The 4,115-nt window shown below is 38.6% G+C and carries 1 protein-coding gene; it reads right to left on the bottom strand.

Features of this window, described 5'->3' with window-relative positions; genetic code table 11:
• Positions 1–107: 107 nt before the first annotated feature.
• Positions 108–4,115, bottom strand: a 4,008-nt coding sequence (locus PLJ10_13255) for a PASTA domain-containing protein (GenBank protein ID HOK10613.1), incomplete at its 5' end; no start/stop codon positions are given.

The raw sequence follows: 4,115 nt of genomic DNA, 5'->3' as shown, positions 1-4,115 counted from the left end.
AAAAATATTCAAAATTTAGATGTTGTGCATTTTAAACGCTTCCCTCAGATACATATTATAATATCTGAGGGAAGTCACACAAGACTTGGCTATACTAAAAATTTGATTTACCCACTTTTTCTTTGTTTTTTCATACCACTGACAAAAATAGTTAGAATGCCAATGAATATAAAATCAAGTAGGTATTTCCACCAAGCATTTCTGTCTAAACTCTTTCCACATCCACAACCACCACTTTGAGATTGGTCTTGTGGTTGATTGGTAGTAGTTCCTTCTGTAGACCCTTCATTGGTACCTTGTTGAGTAGACCCTTCTTTGGCTCCTTCGGAGGTTCCTTCTTTTTGTCCTTCTGTTATACCTTCTTTGGCTCCTTCGGAGGTTCCTTCTTTTTGTCCTTCTGTTATACCTTCTTTGGCTCCTTCGGAGGTTCCTTCTTTTTGTCCTTCAACCGCTCCTTCTTCTTGTCCTTCCTTTGGTCCCTCTCCTTCTTGTGGTGTTACGCCTACAATTTTTATCAATCCATCTTCTGTCTTTATGTCACCGTACCAACTTAAATCATCTCCAAATTGACCCTTTATTTTAACATCACGTATTTGAAGTTTTATATCTTTGGACTCTGTTGGAGGTAATGTTGATTTGAAAGAAATTTGTATTATTCTATCACTACTCTTTGTTTGCACCTCTTTTTGACCACTTATGGATACTTTCAGATAACCATCACCTATTTCTGTCTCTTTCTTGTAACCTTGGGCTTCACTGATAACATCCTCCAACTTCAAACTTGAGAAAGAAATTCCAGCGTCAAAGGTTAATATCATATCCATTCCTGCAAATCCTACTAACGAATCCAGTTCTATTCCTACTTTATATTCACCGTTTTCATCCGGTTTATTTGTGCCTATTACCTTTACTGTCCGTTGTGTATCAGTGGCTAATAATGCTTTTGCTTTACCACCACCCATTTCTGATGGATTAATTGGGAGTCCAGATAGACGTCTTAAGAGTAGTGAGGCATCAGCACAGTCTAAAAGGCCGTCTCCATTAAAATCACCCCTTCGTAAGTCACAATCTAAATTTGATATGGAAGATTTTCTAACAATTTTTCTTAATAACAATACTGCATCTGCCATGCCAACATATCCGTCGGGGTCAATATCTCCAAATAGGCAATGTTCTGTGATACATTGTTCATCTGGATTTGTTTCCAAAATAGATATTTTGCCATCTTTACGTTCTATCGGTATCAATTTCAATTCTGAATCTTTTATTATGGCTTTGTCAATCTTCAAATCAACCGTCTTTGCACATTCTCCCTGGGCTATATTTAGTTTTGATTTGAAGACTATATCAAAGAGACGGCCTTCACCGTATAGAACTTTTTGTTCATTATCCTGTCTCGGACCTGCATGGAATTCTATTGTATTACTGTTTTCCCGTTTGTTTACTAACACTTCTAAGTTTCGGCTGACCACGGTACTAACTACTTTTATCAATTCTAAAGCGTTGTTATCATAAATGATTTTAATGTCAATTGTATAAGGTTCTAAACCTCGTGCACTGCTGATATTCACTGGAACACGAATCTCCTCATTGGGGTCTTCTAATAGCCAATCGATTTCCGGTATCCATACTACTAACTTACCTGGTTCCGCTTTAACTACCTCGGACGGGGCACTTTCTTTCCCACCTGTCCCAAGGGCTATCAAACGGTAATACCATGCTCGGGTCGTATCTACAGTGTTATCTTTATAATTTGTTGTTGTTATCCCATTAGCGACTGCTGTCCATGGCCCATTCTTATTATCGCTACGTTCTAAACGATACCCTGTCAAATCCCATTCTGTGTTTGCTTCCCAAACAAGATATACATGGTCTACGCCAGGAAATGCCTGTAAACCGCGAGGCTGTGATAATTTTGAACCTGCAGGATCAGGACCTGCACTCACAAGTATTTCGACAGTAGTTCCACTCAAAACACTACTCCCCCCTACAGGTGATTGTCCCATTACGGTGTTCTGTGGAACTGTATCACTATATTGTAATGTCCTTTGCTCCTTTAAGCCTGCTGATTGAAGTTGGGTTATTGCAGAATTGACATCCTGTCCTATTACGTTTGGAACTGTCACGTAAGTCACTTCGGAACTTGGGCCCTTTGATACCCATATTGTAACTTCTGAACCTTTATTTACACCACTACCAGCCACAGGTGATTGACGAATCACACTTCCCTCTGGAATATAATTATCATATTCACGTTCTACTTTTAGAGTTAACTCCGCTGTCTGTATTACCTCTGTGGCCTGTTGTTCGGTTCTTCCCACCACATCCGGAACTATTACACCGGTGCTAACGCACGGACCATTAGAAACTGTTAATTGGATGAATGCCTGGGATGTAACTTGTGTGTCTGCGTTGGGTATCTGGCTAATGACATTTCCTTTGGCAACAGCATTATTGCATTGATAAACAATCTGTATATTTGATAGCCCTTGATTTTGTAGAGTAGTCTTCGCTTGGTCTTCTGATTGACCAACCACATTGGGAATGGATACTAAAACTTCACCTTCACCTTCTGCAGTCCCTTCGCCTTCACCCTGAACAGATTGTTTCCAACGCAAGTCAGGATATGGGTTCATTATCCAAACATTGTCAAAATCCCAACCTACAAATGTTGATTGCTGATAAAGTTGTTCCTCTGTAATTCCTGTTCCACCATCAGAAAAGCGCGTCCCTGTATTATCTATATAATAACATGAGATAACATCCCCAGCCTCTTTATAACCTATTAAAGCACCAGAAAACAATTCACCCCAGACACTTGCATTACTCCAACAGTTTTCTACTTTTCCATCTATTTGTTTTCCTATAAGTCCGCCAACATAGTAAGTCCCTGACACAAGAAAATCAGTCCAGCTATTTTCAACTTCACCTACGTTATATCCAACCAAACCTCCTGTGCCCCATTCAGCGTCATAACTTATTACCATAGAAGAAGAATAGCATTCATTGATGATTCCACCACTACCTCCGACTAACCCACCTATCCAATCCATAGCATCGGTTGATTCTACGTATGAATAGACACTTGCACACCTGCGAATTTTACCTCCTGTCCATAATTCGCCTGCAATAGCACCTATAGAGTAATATCCTCTAACAAAGGCTTCCACTAAAATCAAATTTTCGGCAATACCACCTTCACCTATAACAGCAAACAGTCCCGCATAATTATATGATTGTGATGTGTCGATATATAAACCATGAATAACATGATACTGCCCATCAAATGTTCCTGTAAATGGATTATCAACATTGCCAATAGGTTTGAAACCTCTCCCTTCATTCCAATTAACTGTGTCAGTAGCATCTATATCTGATGTTAAAACATAATTCCCGTTTATTGGATATGCAGGGTCATTTCCTATCTTTTGAAGTTTTTCAATGCTATCTATTCCTATTGTCTCACAAGGTCCTGAAGAAACCTTTATGTAAATATATGTGTCAAAAGGAACATTTTCGCCAGGCTCAACACTTTGATAAATTACTTGGTTTGCAGGGTAGTCTGAACACTCATATATAATATTATCAACATCTATTGATAAATTAAGTGATTGCAATTCATTTATAGCATCCCTCTTGTCCTTTCCAACTATATTAGGAACTACAACACATTGGCTACCAATTGAGATACCTATCTTAACTGTGTCTCCTATTTGCAAATAACTGTTTCCTACTGGTTCCTGCTGAATTACCTTATCGTAAGGAACTTCGTCCGAACATAAATAGTATAGGTATACATTCAATCCATTAAACCATATGTAATTCAATGCTTCATACTCTCTCATACCAACTACATTCGGTACGTACATCATATCTAAACATGCACCTGCTGATACTGTCAAATATATCGTTTCGTTGCTGTAATACATCTCTCCTCCAGCTGGCCATTGGTTTTTCACTTCCCACGTAGGTGTTGTTTCATCACATTCATAATTTATATAAATATAAAAATTTGGTAGTGTATTCTCTAATAAGATCTTCGTGTCATATACATTCATACCTATCACATTAGGCATTTCTACAGGCACCTCACCTTCTACTATTCCTTCGCCCTC

The sequence above is a fragment of the Candidatus Hydrogenedens sp. genome, from assembly GCA_035361075.1.
Taxonomy (GTDB): domain Bacteria; phylum Hydrogenedentota; class Hydrogenedentia; order Hydrogenedentales; family Hydrogenedentaceae; genus Hydrogenedens.
This window is presented reverse-complemented; position numbering and strand designations above follow the sequence as displayed.